Annotated in this window: 11 protein-coding genes and 1 pseudogene; all 12 read left to right on the top strand. The window is 40.2% G+C overall.

Annotated features, from left to right (window positions below; all coding sequences use genetic code 11):
- Positions 1 to 198 precede the first annotated feature (198 nt).
- Positions 199 to 909, top strand: a complete 711-nt coding sequence (locus JMX91_RS02095) for a succinate dehydrogenase iron-sulfur subunit (RefSeq protein WP_055123743.1) — start codon at positions 199 to 201, stop codon at positions 907 to 909.
- Positions 910 to 1,822: 913 nt separating this feature from the next.
- A complete protein-coding gene (locus tag JMX91_RS02090; RefSeq protein ID WP_201547478.1) occupies positions 1,823 to 4,696 on the top strand; it encodes a 2-oxoglutarate dehydrogenase E1 component in 2,874 nt (957 codons plus the stop codon).
- A 157-nt stretch (positions 4,697 to 4,853) separates the two neighbouring features.
- On the top strand, positions 4,854 to 6,101 hold the full coding sequence (gene odhB, locus JMX91_RS02085) for a 2-oxoglutarate dehydrogenase complex dihydrolipoyllysine-residue succinyltransferase (protein WP_201547477.1): 1,248 nt from the start codon (positions 4,854 to 4,856) through the stop codon (positions 6,099 to 6,101).
- 254 nt (positions 6,102 to 6,355) lie between these two features.
- On the top strand, positions 6,356 to 7,810 hold the full coding sequence (gene lpdA, locus JMX91_RS02080; protein ID WP_201547476.1) for a dihydrolipoyl dehydrogenase: 1,455 nt from the start codon (positions 6,356 to 6,358) through the stop codon (positions 7,808 to 7,810).
- 158 nt (positions 7,811 to 7,968) lie between these two features.
- Positions 7,969 to 9,135 (top strand): ADP-forming succinate--CoA ligase subunit beta, encoded by a 1,167-nt coding sequence (gene sucC / locus JMX91_RS02075; RefSeq protein ID WP_057757869.1) that lies wholly within the window; start codon positions 7,969 to 7,971, stop codon positions 9,133 to 9,135.
- 149 nt (positions 9,136 to 9,284) lie between these two features.
- Entirely contained in the window at positions 9,285 to 10,160 is an 876-nt protein-coding gene (sucD, locus tag JMX91_RS02070; RefSeq protein WP_101204626.1) for a succinate--CoA ligase subunit alpha, read from the top strand.
- A 78-nt stretch (positions 10,161 to 10,238) separates the two neighbouring features.
- Positions 10,239 to 11,318, top strand: a complete 1,080-nt coding sequence (galE, locus tag JMX91_RS02065) for a UDP-glucose 4-epimerase GalE (protein WP_227679229.1) — start codon at positions 10,239 to 10,241, stop codon at positions 11,316 to 11,318.
- Between the two features lie 40 nt (positions 11,319 to 11,358).
- Positions 11,359 to 12,504: a non-hydrolyzing UDP-N-acetylglucosamine 2-epimerase gene (gene wecB / locus JMX91_RS02060; RefSeq protein WP_201547475.1), complete on the top strand. Its 1,146-nt coding sequence runs from the start codon at positions 11,359 to 11,361 to the stop codon at positions 12,502 to 12,504.
- A 30-nt stretch (positions 12,505 to 12,534) separates the two neighbouring features.
- On the top strand, positions 12,535 to 13,779 hold the full coding sequence (gene wecC / locus JMX91_RS02055) for a UDP-N-acetyl-D-mannosamine dehydrogenase (protein WP_320157578.1): 1,245 nt from the start codon (positions 12,535 to 12,537) through the stop codon (positions 13,777 to 13,779).
- A 63-nt stretch (positions 13,780 to 13,842) separates the two neighbouring features.
- Positions 13,843 to 16,230: a glycosyltransferase gene (locus tag JMX91_RS02050; protein ID WP_201547474.1), complete on the top strand. Its 2,388-nt coding sequence runs from the start codon at positions 13,843 to 13,845 to the stop codon at positions 16,228 to 16,230.
- A gap of 74 nt (positions 16,231 to 16,304) precedes the next feature.
- Positions 16,305 to 16,532, top strand: coding sequence for a hypothetical protein (locus tag JMX91_RS02045; protein ID WP_201547473.1), 228 nt, complete (start codon positions 16,305 to 16,307; stop codon positions 16,530 to 16,532).
- 21 nt (positions 16,533 to 16,553) lie between these two features.
- Positions 16,554 to 17,113: pseudogene (locus JMX91_RS02040) on the top strand (transposase); the annotation flags it as partial.

Raw genomic sequence — 17,113 nt, 5'->3', positions numbered from 1 at the left:
GTTGATAGATAACAGCAGTGTTAACGTTTTATCCCTTATTAATTTATTAAAAAGGTGACCGCCAGCTACATGCTCATGCCAGCGTTACTACGCTATTAATTAGTATTCGATATCGGTTATCAGTACTGATTAATAGCTAACGCAAATATGTTGCAATCTTTGTATGCCCGCCATCACCTACGTGTGGAGTTTAGCATTATGAGCCGAGGTACTCGCACCATCGAAATCTATCGCTACGATCCTGATCTGGACGCAGCGCCACGCATGCAAACTTATACGATTGAGCTACTTGATTCAGATCGTATGTTGCTTGACGTATTATTACGCCTAAAGAAAGAAGACGAAACGCTTACTTTCCGTCGCTCTTGCCGTGAAGGTATTTGTGGCTCTGACGGCATGAACATTAATGGTAAGAACGGTTTAGCATGTCTAATCAACATGAACACGCTACCAGAAAAAGTAACGGTTCGTCCGCTACCTGGTTTGCCAGTGGTTCGTGACTTGGTTGTTGATATGAACCAGTTCTATGAGCAGTATGAAAAAGTGCATCCGTACTTAATCAATGATCAGCCAGCACCGCCAACAGAGCGTTTACAGTCGCCTGAACAGCGTGAAAAACTGAACGGTCTATACGAATGTATCCTATGTGCTTGCTGTTCAACCAGTTGCCCATCTTTCTGGTGGAACCCTGATAAGTTCCTAGGTCCATCAGCGTTACTGCATGCTTATCGCTTCGTTGCTGATAGCCGTGACGGTGATACTCAAGCACGTTTAGCTCGCTTAGACGATCCGTTTAGCTTGTTCCGTTGCCGCGGTATCATGAACTGTGTATCAGTTTGTCCAAAAGGATTGAATCCAACCAAAGCGATCGGTCATCTACGTAATATGTTGATTGATCAAGCTGGTTAAGCATAAGTAATTGATATTTATAGTTACTATACGAAAAACACCACCTATTCATTAGGTGGTGTTTTTGTTAGTTAAAAAGCTGATATATAGGTTTACTACTTTTATAGCTAACTTGTCATTTAAAAATATGATGAATTTAGGCTATTGAAAAATAAGTATTAAATGATTTAAGAGTAAAACTGTATGGTCAATACGTTGGTCGTATGTAAGAAGAAATAATATATAGACAATCACCCTATATAATCGAATATAGACATAGTCGAATTTTGGTATAATTGTATTTGGCATTCAATGAGATGATCAAAGCGTCTTTTTTAGCGCTTAGTATGTGTCGTTTGAACACATTATGACATTATCGGGCTAAAATACTATGCGCACAATGATTATGCGTTTATAATTGATGATAGATATTCATTACATAAATACCTAGTATTGAACAAACAAACTATGTCGCAAAAAATGGGCATGATAATCTATACAGCAATGTATGTCTGTCTGAAAAGGCAAGATTTATCAGCAAATCTAGAGTAATTCAGCATCAATAACCAGTTTATAGGTTAGCTGAAAATATAATTATCTATTAATAGCTTATCATTAATGGATTGGTTATGACTCAAAGAAGTATATATAAATTAATGTTGTGAAACGAGCTAGATAAGAAAACTGAGCGTTCACAAATAGTTTTATTTTTAGACGGGTATTGCAATAAGACTTGTTACCACTATTTAGCATCACTTGCTCTTGTAGACAATGACAGCAATATTCTATGGTGATGGCAATACTTAGGGATAAAAGTGTTTTATCGAATAGTATTTAACAGGATATGACACATTGTCTAACTACCTGAGCATACAACGACTGACACAATAATAAGCACGATTCCATTCATTTATCTATCAAATAGACGATTATTATGAATAGTATAACCAAAGAAAAATCTGGCCAAGTACATACCGAACTGGCTGCCGATAACGCCAACTATATAGAAGCTCTCTACGAGCAATACCTAACAGACCCTAATAGCGTTGATACTGACTGGCAAACGTACTTTGAACAGTATAAGTCGCAGAACGATGCTCAGCATAACGCTATCAAAGATCAGTTCTTACTACTTGCTCGTAATCAAACGGCAAATAAGAGTAGCAGTACTGATACCGACTCTAGCAGCTCTGCTAACTGTGATCCTAAGCAGATGGGCGTACAGCAATTAATCTCAGCATATCGTCGTCGCGGTCATCGCCGTGCCAAGCTTGATCCTTTAAATTTGCATCCACGTGCAGAAGTAGAAGATTTGACGCTTGCTTATCATAATTTGTCAGAAGCTGATCTCGATACCGTATTCCCAACCAATGATTTAGTTATTGGTAAAGATGAAGCGACATTGCGCGAAATCATTGAAATCATGGAACGTGTTTACTGTGGCCATATCGGTGTCGAGTACATGCATGTTACCACCAGTACCGAAAAACGCTGGATGGAAGAATACCTAGAGACCAATCTAGGCTATATCAAATTCGATAAAGAAAAACGTTTATCTATTCTTGAGCGCTTAACGGCTGCTGAAGGTCTAGAAAAATACCTTGCTCGTAAATATACGGGTGTTAAGCGTTTTGGTTTGGAAGGTGGTGAGAGCTTCATTCCTGCTATCAATGAAATCATTCAACGTGCTGGCGGATATGGCACAAAAGAAATGGTCATTGGTATGGCTCACCGTGGCCGTCTAAACCTACTAGTCAACATCTTAGGTAAAAACCCTGCAGACTTGTTTGATGAGTTTGATGGTAAAGTACAGCCAGAAAAAGGCTCAGGTGACGTTAAATACCACAATGGTTTTTCATCTAACGTGATGACACCAGGTGGCGAAGCGCATTTGGCTTTAGCATTTAACCCATCGCATCTTGAAATTGTCGCGCCAGTACTACAAGGTTCAGTACGTGCCCGTCAAGTACGTCGTAACGATCAGCCATTACTAGACAATACTGGTGGTAATTCAGTATTACCTATCGTGATTCATGGTGATGCTGCTTTCGCTGGTCAAGGTGTGGTTCAAGAAACCTTCCAGATGTCACAGACCCGTGCTTATACCACTGGCGGTACTGTGCATATCGTGATCAATAACCAAGTTGGCTTTACTACTAGTCGTCAAGAAGATGTTCGTTCAACTGAATATTGTACTGATGTCGCTAAAATGGTTCATGCTCCTATCCTACATGTAAACGGTGATGATCCTGAAGCAGTCGTATTTGCCGCTCAGTTAGCATTAGATTATCGTCATAAGTTTGATAAAGACATCATCATTGATTTGTTCTGCTATCGCCGTAATGGCCATAACGAGGCAGATGAGCCATCTGCAACTCAGCCATTGATGTACGCTGTTATTAAGAAGCTTCCGACTACTCGTACTCTTTATGCGCAAAAGCTTATTGCAGAAGGTATCTTGAATGCCGAAGAAGAGAAACAGTACGAAGATGACTATCGTGAGTCATTAGACCGTGGTGATTATGTTGTTAGCTCACTGGTTCAAGAGCCTAACGAACAGTTATTTGTAGATTGGAAACCTTATCTAGGTCATGACTTGGTTGATGACTGGGATACCAGTGTTGATATCGAAAAGCTTAAAGGCTATGGACGCCGTATGGCTGAAATGCCAGAAGGTTATAAGCTACAACGTCAAGTGCAAAAAGTCGTTGAGCAGCGTTTAGCGATGCAAACGGGCGAAGAGCCTCTTAACTGGGGTGCAGCTGAGACATTAGCTTATGCATCATTGGTCGATAACGACGGCGTATTAGTACGTATTACTGGTGAAGATGTAGGCCGTGGTACTTTCTCACATCGTCACAGCGAAATATACAATGTCAATGATGGCAGCATGTATGTGCCGTTGTCTCATTTGAGCGAAAATCAAGCGCGCTTTGCTACTTACAACTCATTGTTATCAGAAGAAGCGGTACTAGCCTTTGAGTATGGTTACGCGACCACTGTACCGAACGCATTGATCGTTTGGGAAGCACAGTTTGGTGATTTCGTTAACGGTGCTCAGGTTGTGATTGACCAGTTCATCTCAAGTGGCGAGACCAAATGGCAGCGTGTTTGTGGTTTAACGATGTTATTACCACATGGCTTTGAAGGTCAAGGTCCTGAGCATTCATCTGCGCGTCTAGAGCGTTTCTTACAGTTATGTGCTGAAGACAATATGCAGGTCATTACCCCAACAACTCCTGCGCAAATTTATCATGCTTTACGTCGTCAGGCAGTACGTCCTATTCGTAAGCCATTGATTGTCATGTCACCAAAGAGCTTATTACGTCATAAGCTAGCGACTTCTAATCTAGAAGAGCTTGCTAACGGTAAGTTTGAGACGGTATTGCCAGAGATGGACGATCACAACGCAGATAAAGTGACCCGTATGGTTCTGTGTGGTGGTAAGGTTTATTATGATTTGTTAGAGCAGCGCCGTGCATTAGGTCTTGATCATGTGGCTATCGTTCGTATTGAGCAATTGTATCCATTGCCAGAGACTCGCTTAATCGCTGAAATCGAAAAATACAGCAACCTAACTGAAATCGTATGGACGCAAGAAGAGCCATTGAACCAAGGCGCTTGGTACTATTTAGCACCGCATATGTTCCGTATTGTCGTACCGCATCCAACCAAAGCAAAAGTCATGGAGCCAGTAGCGCGTCCTCCTAGCGCAGCCCCTGCAACAGGATCACCGAAACTGCATGCTCAACAACAGCAAGCACTCATTGCTGGTGGCCTTGGCATAAGTGTTGATGAATTAGCTTAGTAATACCTTGTCTAATCAAAGATTATAGAAGATAAATGAATCAGGCGATGACAGTCAGTGTTTTTTAATAAAATATAAGTAAAGTTATTAGAAGATTACTGACTGCCTATCACGACTTAATAATAAGTATGAATATCCAAATCTAAGGAGTATATCGATGGCTGACATCAAAGCCCCCGTTTTTCCAGAATCGGTTGCCGATGGCACAATCGTTGAGTGGCACGTCACTGAAGGTCAACAAGTTAATCGTGATGACCTATTGGCTGAAATTGAAACTGATAAAGTTGTGTTAGAAGTTGTAGCACCTGATGATGGTATATTGACCAAAATCGTAAAGCAAGTTGACGATACTGTATTGTCTGATGAGCTTATCGCTCAGTTTGAAGCCGGTGCAAGTGCTGGTGCTAGCGCAGAAGAAGCGCCAGCAGTAGATCCAGACCAACCAGCTGCGCCAGTTCAAGCTAAACAAGCTGCTGATGGTGGCGAGCCTGTTCAAGCAACAGATAAGAAAGGCGAAGCTGATCATAAAGATCAAAGCCCAGCAGTTCGTAAAGCAGCAAAAGAGTCAGGCGTAGATCCTAAAGAAGTTGAAGGTAGTGGCCGCGGTGGTCGTGTAACCAAAACTGATATGGCAAACCCGACATTGAAATCAGACAGCAGCATCAAGTCTGATAGCGGCCGTCCTGTTGCTGAATCAATGGGTGAGCGTACTGAAAAACGTGTTCCAATGACTCGTCTTCGTAAGCGTGTCGCTGAGCGTCTACTGTCAGCATCACAAGATACAGCGATGTTGACGACGTTTAACGAAGTGAACATGAAGCCATTGATGGACATGCGAGCTAAGTACAAAGAGAAGTTTGAAAAGCGTCATGGCGTACGTTTAGGCTTTATGTCGTTATTCGTAAAAGCAGCGACAGAAGCGCTAAAACGCTTCCCAGCAGTAAACGCTTCACTAGATGGTGATGACATTGTTTATCATGGTTTTTATGATATCGGTGTAGCGGTATCTTCAGATCGTGGCTTGGTTGTTCCAGTATTACGTGATACTGATCGCATGAGCATGGCTGACGTTGAAAGCAAAATCCGTGAGTTTGGCGGTAAAGCACAACAAGGTAAGCTTGGTCTAGAAGACATGACTGGCGGTACGTTCACTATCTCTAACGGTGGTGTATTTGGTTCATTGATGTCAACACCTATCTTGAACCCACCACAAACTGCTATCCTAGGTATGCATGCGATCAATGATCGCCCAATGGCAGTCGATGGCAAAGTTGAAATCTTACCAATGATGTACCTAGCACTATCTTATGACCATCGTATGATTGATGGTAAAGAAGCAGTACAGTTCTTGGTAACTATCAAAGAGTTGGTCGAAGACCCTGCAATGCTACTACTAGACCTGTAAGCTTTTAAGCTTGTATTGGCAACCGCTGATACAAGCTTTTTAACTTTGGTATAGATAATGATTTTTATTAATCAGCGATCACTTGATGCGCTGATAACTGTATTTAAATGAATTTAATAATGGTGATTTGCTATTGATAAGTGAGTCTATCTTACTGACGTAGTGTATTAACTATTCAGTGTAGATCACGCTGATCTATCAGCGAGATAACAACCAGTTTAAATGACACATACAATTAAAAATAGGAACGTACTATGAAAGACAATTATGATTTAGTCGTCATCGGCGGCGGTCCTGGTGGTTACGAAGCAGCTATTCGTGCAGGCCAGCTCGGTATGAGTGTTGCTTGTATCGAAAAGCGCGTTTATAAAGGTGAGCCAGCACTTGGCGGTACTTGCTTAAACGTTGGTTGTATCCCATCAAAAGCCCTACTTGACAGCTCACATCGTTACGAAGCTACTAAGCATGACCTTGACGAGCACGGTATCAGTACTGGTGACGTTGCTATCAATATCGAAAAAATGATAGAGCGTAAAGAAGGTATTGTTAAGCAGTTGACTGGTGGTGTTGCCGCGTTGCTGAAAGGCAATGGTGTTGACTGGTTACAAGGCTGGGGTACTTTAGTTGACGGTAAAGGTGCTGACAAAAAAGTTAAATTTACTGCTCTAGAAGACGAAAGCGAAACGACGATTACTGCTAAGAATGTCATTCTTGCGGCCGGTTCTGTGCCTATCGAGATTCCTGTTGCCAAAACTGACGGTGACCGTATCGTTGATTCAACTGGCGCACTTGATTTTACCGAAGTACCTAAGCGTCTAGGCGTTATTGGTGCTGGTGTTATCGGTCTTGAGCTTGGTTCAGTATGGCGTCGTCTAGGTGCAGAAGTAGTCGTATATGAAGCACTCCCTAGTTTCTTAGCTGCTGCTGACAAAGATATCTCAAAAGAAGCTGGCAAAATGCTGAAGAAGCAAGGTCTTGATATCCGTGTCGATACCAAAGTAACCAATGCTGAAGTACAAGGTGACCAAGTTGTCGTCACTAGCGAAAGCAAAGGCGAGTCGAGCGAGGAGAGCTTTGATAAGCTAATCGTTTGTGTTGGTCGTCGCGCTTATTCTGAAAAGCTACTTGGCGATGACAGCGGTATCACATTGACTGAACGTGGCCTTATCGATGTCAATGACCAATGCAAAACCAATCTTGATGGCGTTTATGCTATCGGTGATTTGGTCCGTGGTCCTATGCTTGCGCATAAAGCTATGGAAGAGGGCATGATGGCTGTTGAGCGTATTCATGGTGAAAAACCTCAAGTTAACTATGACACTATCATCAATGTCATTTATACTCACCCAGAAATAGCATGGGTAGGTTTGACTGAGCAAGAAGCTGAAGAAGCTGGCTATGAAGTTAAAACAGGTTCTTTCAACTTAGCTGCTAACGGTCGTGCATTAGCACAAAGTGAAGCGCAAGGTTCTGTGAAAGTAGTCGCTGATGCCAAAACAGATCGTCTATTAGGTATGCATGCTATCGCTGCTGGTGCTGGTGATATCGTCCATCAAGGTATGATCGCGATGGAGTTCGTCTCTAGCATCGAAGATTTGCAGTTGATGACATTTGCTCATCCAACTATTTCAGAAGCAGTACATGAAGCTGCTCTATCTGCAGATGGCCGTGCTATTCACGCTATCCAGCGCAAAAAGCGTAAGAAATAAGTAATTGCTCGTTTAGTTATTATCGATTTACAACCTGATTGGGGTATCGCTATTTTGGTGATGCCACAATCATGAGTGCGTCAGACGTATGATCAATATGTATATGTGCGCACTTGATTTCACTTTTTATTAATTGTAAAAAATAAAGGATACAATCAATGAATTTACATGAGTATCAAGCAAAAGAGCTATTAAAAAGCTACGGTTTGCCAATTCAAGAAGGCATCATCGCTCATAACGGCGAAGAAGCTGCTGCAGCCTTTGATAAAACCCCAACTGACATTGCGGTAATTAAAGCGCAAGTACATGCTGGTGGTCGCGGTAAAGCTGGTGGTGTAAAGCTGGTTAAAACTCGTGAAGAAGCTAAACAAGTTGCTGAAGAGCTGATCGGTACTAACCTAGTAACGTTCCAAACTGATGCTGATGGTCAGCCAGTAAACTTCGTATTGGTTGCAGAAGATATGTATCCAGTACAAACTGAGCTATATCTTGGTGCAGTCGTTGATCGTGCAACTCGTCGTGTAACGTTCATGGCATCTACCGAAGGTGGTGTAGATATCGAAGAAGTAGCACACAGCACTCCAGAAAAAATCTTCAAAGTAAATGTTGATCCTTTAGTTGGTTTAATGCCTTTCCAAGCGCGCGACGTTGCGTTCAAACTTGGTCTAGAAGGCAAACAAATTAACCAGTTCGTTAAATTGATGACTGGCGCTTATAAAGCATTCGTTGAAAACGACTTTGCTCTAATGGAAATCAACCCATTAGCGGTTCGTGAAAATGGCGAAATCGTTTGTGTTGATGGCAAAATTGGTATCGACTCAAACGCACTATATCGTTTGCCAAAAATCGCAGCGCTACAAGACAAGACTCAAGAAAATGAGCGTGAGCTTAAAGCCGCTGAATTTGACCTAAACTATGTTGCTCTAGAAGGTAACATCGGCTGTATGGTTAACGGTGCTGGTCTTGCGATGGCAACCATGGACATCATCAAATTGTATGGCGGCAAGCCTGCTAACTTCTTGGACGTTGGCGGCGGCGCAACTAAAGATCGCGTTGTTGAAGCGTTCAAAATTATCCTAGAAGACAGCAGTGTTGAAGGCGTTCTAATCAACATCTTCGGCGGTATCGTACGTTGTGACATGATTGCAGAAGCTATTATCGCTGCTATCAAAGAAGTTGATGTACAAGTACCAGTTGTTGTTCGTTTAGAAGGTAACAATGCTGAGCTAGGCGCACAAATCTTAGAAGAGTCTGGTCTGAAATTGATTTCAGCTCAAGGTTTATCTGACGCGGCTCAAAAAATTGTCGATGCTGTTAAAGCGTAAGTCTTTAAATATAGGTGTTTAGAGATAAATGCTTAAGCATAGTAGTCAAATCGTAGTAGTGGTTTTATAGCAAAGATTGGTTATCAAAATTTGATAATGATGGTTACAAAGACCACTGTTACAAGACAACCGAATACAAGGAAAATATAATGAGTGTATTAATCGATAAAGATACCAAAGTATTGGTACAAGGTTTTACTGGTAAAAATGGTACGTTCCATTCTGAACAAGCTATCGAATATGGTACAAAAGTAGTTGGTGGTGTGACTCCAGGTAAAGGCGGTCAAACGCACCTAGGCCTACCAGTATTCAACACCATGGCGGAAGCAATGGAAGCGACTCAAGCTGACGCTTCTGTTATCTACGTACCAGCACCGTTTGTACTAGATTCTATCGTTGAAGCAATCGATGCTGGCGTTAAGTTAATCGTTGTGATCACTGAAGGCGTACCGACTATCGATATGCTAAAAGCAAAACGCTATCTTGAAGAAGCTGGTGACGTACGTTTGGTTGGTCCTAACTGCCCAGGCGTTATCACTCCAGGTCAGTGCAAAATCGGTATCATGCCAGGCCATATCCATCAGCCAGGTAAAGTAGGTATCATCTCACGCTCTGGTACATTGACTTATGAAGCTGTAGCTCAAACTACTAAGCTTGGTTTTGGTCAGTCAACTTGTATCGGTATCGGTGGTGATCCTATCCCTGGTATGAACCAGATTGACGCACTGAAGCTATTTGAAGCTGATCCACAAACTGAAGCTATCATCCTAATCGGTGAGATTGGTGGTACTGCTGAAGAAGAAGCTGCTGCTTACATCAAAGACCATGTAACTAAGCCAGTTGTTGGTTATATCGCTGGTGTTACTGCTCCAGAAGGCAAGCGTATGGGCCATGCTGGCGCTATCATCTCTGGTGGTCAAGGTACTGCTGAAGAGAAATTCAAAGCGTTTGAAGATGCTGGTATCGCGTATACACGTGACCCATCTAAACTTGGCGATAAGCTAAAAGAAGTTACTGGCTGGTAAGATAGGCATTAGGTTTATTAACTACTAAAACTCTATTGAATTATTAAGAAGGCACCCCTACAATGGGGTGTCTTTTTTATGCTTGAAAATTTTATGAAAAATAAGATACTAGTCACGGGAGGAGCAGGCTATATTGGTACGCATACCTGTATAGCATTGCATGAAGCAGGCTATGATTTTGTTGTGTACGATAACTTATTCAATAGTAGCCGTGAGGCGATTAACCGTGTCTCTACGCTTATTGGACAGACAATTGAGTTTATCGAAGGTGATATACGAGATGCTGAATCACTCAAACAAGTATTTGCCGCGCATCATTTTTTTGGCGTAATTCATTTCGCTGGTTTAAAAGCCGTTGGTGAGTCTGTTGCCAAACCACTCATGTATTATAATAATAATGTCAGTGGAACCATCACTTTATTAGAAATGATGTCAGAGTATGATGTCAAAAATTTCGTTTTCTCATCCTCTGCTACTGTTTATGGTGATCCTGAAAGCCTACCTATCAATGAAGAATCACCACGCTCCTGCACCAATCCTTATGGACAAAGTAAGCTAACAGTTGAACATATCTTGGAAGACCTAGCTGTGTCTGATGACAGATGGAACCTGATTGCTCTTAGATATTTTAATCCAGTAGGTGCGCATTCATCTGGGCAGATTGGCGAAGACCCAAATGATATTCCTAACAACTTGATGCCTTATATCTCTCAAGTGGCCGTCGGCAAACTTGATAAGCTCAGTATCTTTGGCAATGACTATCCTACTGTCGATGGAACAGGTGTCCGTGACTTTATTCATGTCACTGATTTGGCGAAAGGTCATGTGACTGCACTAAATTATCTAAATAAACAAACCAGATCAAACGGAAGTGGTACGGCAAAAAAGAACTCAGTAGGTTTTTTACCTATCAACTTAGGCACTGGCAAAGGTACGTCTGTATTAGAGTTGGTATCTGCATTTTCTGAGGTATCTGGACAAGCTATTCCTTATCAGTTTACAGATCGTCGAGCGGGTGATATTGCGAGTTGTTATGCCAGTGCCGATAAGGCGAAAATGCTGTTAGGGTGGCAAGCCGAATTATCGATTGCTGATATGTGTCGAGATACATGGCACTGGCAGAGCATGAATCCAAATGGTTACACTAAAGTGATATAATTCACTAACAAAAACAGACAAAAGTTAATAAGAGAACCTTATGATAAAAGTACTAAGTATATTTGGGACGCGTCCTGAAGCAATTAAAATGGCCCCTGTTGTCAAAGCATTAGATAGTAATCCAAATATTGAGTCCTTAGTTTGCGTAACGGCTCAACATCGTGAAATGCTTGATCAAGTATTGTCATTATTTGAAATCATTCCAGACTATGATTTGGATATTATGAAGTCAGGACAAAGCTTAACTCAAGCTAGTTCCAGAATGTTGCTTGCCCTTGAACCAGTATTAAAGGAATGCCAGCCTGACTTAGTACTTGTTCATGGTGATACTTCAACAACATTATGCGGAGCACAGGCCGCTTTTTATCAGCAAATCCCTATCGGACATGTTGAGTCGGGTCTACGTACTTATGATATTTACTCTCCTTGGCCGGAAGAAGCTAATAGACAGCTTACAAGTATAATTACTAAGTTACATTTTGCCCCAACTAAAACCGCTGCACAGCATTTATATGATGAACACAATAACCCTGATTATATATATACCACTGGTAATACAGTAGTCGATGCTTTGTTAGAAGTTAAGGACAAGCTTGAAAATAATGAAGCTTTACGCAATGAATTAAAACTTAAGTTTTCTGAATTGGATTTTACTAAACGTCGCGTTCTGATTACTGGTCATCGTCGTGAGAACTTTGGTGATGGGTTTGAGTCGATTTGCCAAGCGATACAAGAGTTAGCGCAAAAGTACCCAGATTATGAATTTGTTTACCCTGTGCATTTAAACCCTAACGTTAAAGAGCCCGTAAATAGGTTATTAAAAAACCTTGGCAACGTCAAATTGATCGAACCTCAAGACTATCTACCTTTTGTATACTTGATGAGTACTAGCCATATAATTTTAACCGACTCAGGTGGCATCCAAGAAGAAGCACCTTCTCTTGGTATTCCAGTATTAGTAATGCGTTCAACTACTGAAAGGCAGGAAGCTGTAGAGGCAGGAACGGTGAAACTAGTAGGGACGCATGCACCTACTATTGTAGCTGAAGTGAGCAGTTTGATTGAAAACGAGGCTATTTATCTCAAAATGAGTCAAGCACATAATCCTTATGGTGATGGACAAGCATCACAACGCATCACAGAAACTATTGTTAATTTTTTCAGTCAAGAAAAAATTTCGAAATAAATAATTACATATAAGTTAAGTGAGTTAATAATGAAAAATATTTGTGTTTTTGGTCTAGGTTATATTGGTTTACCAACAGCAGCAATGTTCGCTCATCATGGAGCAAATGTAATAGGGGTTGATGTTAACCAGCATGCAGTCGATACGATAAACCAAGGCAAAATACATATCGTAGAGCCAGGTTTAGAAGCCATCGTCAAGCAAGCCGTGGATAAAGGCAATCTTAAGGCTAGCCTCACTCCTGTACATTCAGATGCTTACCTTATTGCAGTTCCTACACCTTTCAAAGGTCAAGATCATGAGCCTGATCTTTCTTACATTCAAGCTGTTAGCAAAGCACTAGCCCCACTACTACAAAAGGGTGATGTAGTAATATTAGAGTCCACATCCCCAGTAGGTGCTACTGAAAAAATGGTTGAATGGCTCGCTGAAGAACGTGTAGATTTAAGCTTTCCTAAATATCATGAGCCTGATAACGAAGCGGATATCTTTGTAGCTTATTGTCCTGAGCGTGTATTACCAGGCAAAGTAGTTGAAGAGCTAATTTCGAATGATCGCATTATTGGTGGTATGACTAAAGAATCGACTAGAAAAGCTCAAGAAGTTTATCGCATTTTTGTAGAGGGTGACTTACTAGCAACTAACTCTCGTACCGCTGAAATGGCAAAACTGACTGAAAATGCCTCTCGCGATGTGAGTATTGCCTTTGCCAATGAGTTGTCTATCATCTCGGATAAGCTCGATATCAATGTCTGGGAGCTGATTGAGCTGGCCAATCATCATCCACGGGTCAATATCTTGCAGCCTGGCGCTGGGGTAGGCGGTCACTGTATTGCTGTTGACCCATGGTTTATTGTTAATCAGAATCCTGAAGAAGCACGCATTACACGTATGGCGCGTGAGATTAATGATGGTAAGCCAAAGTGGGTAATCGCCAAGATTAATGAGCAAATAGAAGCACTTAAGCAACACGGCATAGATAGACCTACTGTAGCACTACTAGGTTTGGCCTTTAAACCTAATATCGATGATTTACGTGAAAGCCCAGCGGTTAATATTGCAAGAGACATGTTAGATGCTGATTTAGCTGAGCTATTACTCGTTGAGCCAAATATTAATGAGCTGCCTAAGAGTTTAATAGCAGGGAATTTAGTTGATTTAGATTCGGCGTTAGAACAAGCAGATATTTTGGCTGTATTAGTTGGGCATAGTCAGTTTAAAGAAGTTAGTTTGCCTGAAGATAAACTAGTTGATGCAGTAGGAATAATAAATTAATCAGTAATGATGATTTTAGTAAAACTGGCACACAACCTTTAGTATTTAGAAATAGGCAAAGTCATGAAAGATAAGATTGATCGTATTATCGATGAAAAACTTTTTTTCTTAAAGCAAGATGAGTTGAATAATATCAAACTTGAAATTAATAGAATAATTAAATCTGAGAGCTCAAAAAATTTAGATGAGCTAATGGCCTTAAAAATCAAGGTTGAAGCTTTGAGAGAGCAGTTGAATGCACAACAAAGTAAATCTGATGTTTTAAGTAATCAAAATGCAGCGTTGGTTGATTCTTTGAATCATCAAAAGAAAATCAATAATAATTTAAATGCAAAAATAGATTTTTTAAGTAATGAGTTAAAAGATAAGTTTAGCAGTAAAGAGTCACAGACTATTGCCTATCAGTTAGGTGAGTCGATCATCGATACTATCAAGAATCCTAAGAGTGGTATTAGAAACATTCCTAAGTCTTCCACATACTTAGTCAAAGAGAGTATTAGAAGAAGATCTAAGAAAAAGAATGCTCATAAGCTTGAGAAAGTTTTAGGTATACTCTTTGATGAGTCTAATACTAATAATAAAACGGAAGTGAAAGCTGAGAGATTACTGAATAACAAGTTCCAACAAACTGAAGTTAATAATAATTCTGTACAAGCTGGAGCTGACAAGAGTGTGGAAGTTCTTAGAGATTATATTGATATCAATAAGGACTTTAAAAGAATAAGTTATGAGTATGGCAAATCTCATTGGCCTAAAAAAGTTAAAGATACTAGATTTATATCTGTTTTGGATGAGATATCAGAAAACTCATGGTCTGAAGAATTTAAGCTATTTCGACTGGTAAAGAAAAATTTTATTGACCAAATTGAAGCTTCTACAGCAAATGGATTATTTATTGAGAGCTGCTGGAAAGGAAATCAAGGAGAGTGGGAGTATGCATTTACGTCGCCAGGGTTAAAGCATCAAAATGCTCAAAGTCTTTTAAAAGCTCTAGATGTAGCAAAAAATAAAGGTCTGCCAATATTATTTTGGAATAAAGAAGATCCGATGCATTATGAAAAGTTTTTACCTATAGCTGAAAAGTGTGACATTATTTTCACTACGGATGCTAATAAGGTAAATGACTATAAAGAAGATCTTAAAAACAATAATGTCTATTCTCTACCGTTTGCTGCTAACCCATACATTTGCAATCCTTTAAATCGCTCTCGATATGAAGAAGAAAGTATCTGTTTTGCAGGTTCTTATTATTCAGTCGGTCATGATGATAGAAAAGAGCAAATGGATAGAGTACTTCCTGCTCTACTAAAATTAGATGGAGTGATTTATGATCGAATGTCGCAATTAAATAATGAAAGATATTTCTTTCCATCTATTTATAAATCTATAATTAGAGATAGTGTTAATTTCAAAGATATGACTGGTCTGTATAAGCATTTCAAAATATTCTTAAATGTTAATACAATTACAGACTCACCTACTATGATGTCAAGAAGGGTGTATGAACTTTTGGCATGTGGAACTCCCGTCATATCAACACCATCAAAAGCTATTGAGGAACAGTTTCCTAATATTGTACAAATTGCGACAAATGCTCAAGAAGCGGAGAGAATTGCTAGAAACCTTTTAGATAACCCTTGGGAGTACGCACGCTTAGCGCATAAAGGGTATCGAAAAGTTATGATAAAGCATACGTATGAAAATAGAAAAGAGATAGTTTTAGAAGCTTTAAATATTGAGTATAAAGCTTCTAACCCCTTAATTTCGATAATTCTACCTACAATGCGACCGTATTTTATAGATAGAATTGTCAGTAATATAGGAAATCAAACATATTCTAATATTGAATGTGTAATAATTACTCAAGGCTATAGTAAAAACGAAGTAGATGAACTTAAGTTAAAGCTTGATAATTATGAAAACATAACTTGCAAAGTAATAGAAAATAATAGTGCTCAAAATCTTGGCGCACGATTAAATCAAGCTCTACAACAAGCTAATGGTGAGTTCATAGCCAAGTTTGACGATGATGATTTATATTTCCCTAATTATTTAACAGATATGATGTTACCATTTAAGTTTGGTGATTGGAGCGTAGTAGGTAAAAAGGAAGGATTCTTTTATCTAGAGTCGGAAGATAAGTTAATTGTTAAATATCCTAATCAAAGACATATTGATACTGATTTTGTGATGGGAGCAACTTTGGTGATGAGAAAGTCAGATCTGTTTGAGGTTGGTGGTTTTCTTGAAGCCTCTAAGGGAGAAGATTCAGACTTACTTAGACGTATGAAAGCAGCTGGTAAAAAGGTCTATGCAGCTGATCCATTTAACTTCGTTGTATGGCGTTCTAAGGATGGTAGTAGTCATAGTTGGGACATCAATGCAGACTTTTATAAGAGCAACTGTGACTTTGTTGGAAAGGGAATGTCAGCTGATATAGTGATTGTTTAAGTGGAGTATTATTAGCCTTTTGACTTAATGCTTTCATGTTTCAGTCTAATTATTAATAAATTTGTGAATTGATTATGGGTTATATTACATTTTCGTACGACGATGGCTTAATAGATAACTACGATATCGCATTGCCATTACATGATAAATATAAAATACCAGCAAGTTTAGCTATTATAGCTAATAGGGTAAACTCTCCAAAGTATTGGGATAAATTTATGAATCCCTATCAAGTTGCTCATACAGATATGAGAGGACTGAGCTATGCTGAAGAAACCGTACAACTAAACTTGGTAAACTAAGCGTATTAACTGGAGTTTACCATGACCAAGAAAGTAAGAACCTACAGTGACGAATTTAAAGCAGAAGCCGTTAAGAAGATAGCAGACAATAACGGTAATGTTTCAGCCACAGCCAAGCAACTTGGCATAGCGATGCAAACGTTATCGAACTGGCAGAACAAAGCCAATCAAGGCAAGCTTATTGGCACAGAACAATATGATCCTGATCTTATGAGTGCTCTTCAAGAAATAAAGCAGCTCAAGCGGCAGCTTAAAGTAGCCGAAGAGGAGCGCGAAATTCTAAATGAGGAGGGATAAAGCGAAGCACCGCTTCGCCCCGACGCAAGATGAGAGCTATGCTCGAATGAGGCGACGGCGTACTTTGCAAGGCACAGCTAGTCAGGTACGCCTTCATCAAAGATAACCAGCACCTCTTTCGCATCACCACTATGTGCCGCGTGCTAAGTGTTAAGTTATCAAGCTATTACGACTGGCTGGGTCGTGATCTCAGCGACCAACAGATACATCGCAATCAGTGTGAACTACTGGTTAAAGTCGCTCATACTCAGACCAAGCAGTGCTATGGCGTAGATCGACTGCAT

The organism is Psychrobacter sp. Pi2-1, assembly GCF_904846645.1.
Classification (GTDB): domain Bacteria; phylum Pseudomonadota; class Gammaproteobacteria; order Pseudomonadales; family Moraxellaceae; genus Psychrobacter.
This window is presented reverse-complemented; position numbering and strand designations above follow the sequence as displayed.

Bases quoted from the DNA above. Each gene is read 5' to 3' on its own strand.
- JMX91_RS02045 (WP_201547473.1), top strand. From the start codon at position 16,305: ATGGGTTATATTACATTTTCGTACGACGATGGCTTAATAGATAACTAC.
- odhB (WP_201547477.1), top strand. From the start codon at position 4,854: ATGGCTGACATCAAAGCCCCCGTTTTTCCAGAATCGGTTGCCGATGGC.
- JMX91_RS02090 (WP_201547478.1), top strand. From the start codon at position 1,823: ATGAATAGTATAACCAAAGAAAAATCTGGCCAAGTACATACCGAACTG.
- sucD (WP_101204626.1), top strand. From the start codon at position 9,285: ATGAGTGTATTAATCGATAAAGATACCAAAGTATTGGTACAAGGTTTT.
- JMX91_RS02050 (WP_201547474.1), top strand. From the start codon at position 13,843: ATGAAAGATAAGATTGATCGTATTATCGATGAAAAACTTTTTTTCTTA.
- galE (WP_227679229.1), top strand. From the start codon at position 10,239: ATGCTTGAAAATTTTATGAAAAATAAGATACTAGTCACGGGAGGAGCA.
- wecC (WP_320157578.1), top strand. From the start codon at position 12,535: ATGAAAAATATTTGTGTTTTTGGTCTAGGTTATATTGGTTTACCAACA.
- JMX91_RS02095 (WP_055123743.1), top strand. From the start codon at position 199: ATGAGCCGAGGTACTCGCACCATCGAAATCTATCGCTACGATCCTGAT.
- wecB (WP_201547475.1), top strand. From the start codon at position 11,359: ATGATAAAAGTACTAAGTATATTTGGGACGCGTCCTGAAGCAATTAAA.
- sucC (WP_057757869.1), top strand. From the start codon at position 7,969: ATGAATTTACATGAGTATCAAGCAAAAGAGCTATTAAAAAGCTACGGT.
- lpdA (WP_201547476.1), top strand. From the start codon at position 6,356: ATGAAAGACAATTATGATTTAGTCGTCATCGGCGGCGGTCCTGGTGGT.